Source organism: Tritonibacter sp. SIMBA_163, from assembly GCF_046535935.1.
Lineage (GTDB): Bacteria > Pseudomonadota > Alphaproteobacteria > Rhodobacterales > Rhodobacteraceae > Epibacterium > Epibacterium scottomollicae.
The window spans coordinates 1-241 of sequence record NZ_JAWJBP010001198.1; the positions used below are offsets into that span (position 1 = coordinate 1).

The 241-nt window shown below is 49.4% G+C and carries 1 protein-coding gene; it reads left to right on the forward strand.

Features of this window, described 5'->3' with window-relative positions; all coding sequences use genetic code 11:
• Positions 1–189, forward strand: a 189-nt coding sequence (locus tag R0J92_RS26120) for a hypothetical protein (protein WP_411053830.1), incomplete at its 5' end; no start/stop codon positions are given.
• Between the last annotated feature and the right edge of the window lie 52 nt (positions 190–241).

Genomic DNA, 241 nt, shown 5'->3' on the forward strand with positions numbered 1-241 from the left:
GTTCCGGCTGGTGGGGGAATTGCTTCGCTGGACAAGTTTGGGAGGTTCTGTGGCTGGAATCTTTTCAGCGTTCTCGTTGAGTTTGCGCTGAATATTCGCCGCCGTGCTTTGGGATGGCCTCTTGCAATAAGCCAAGAAGAGCACTTGTCTTATTGCATCGGCTCACCTCTTTACGCCGGCCGGCTTTGAAATTCCATTATATGTAGACTGTTTAAATCGCTCTGCTCCTATAGTTAGTTCC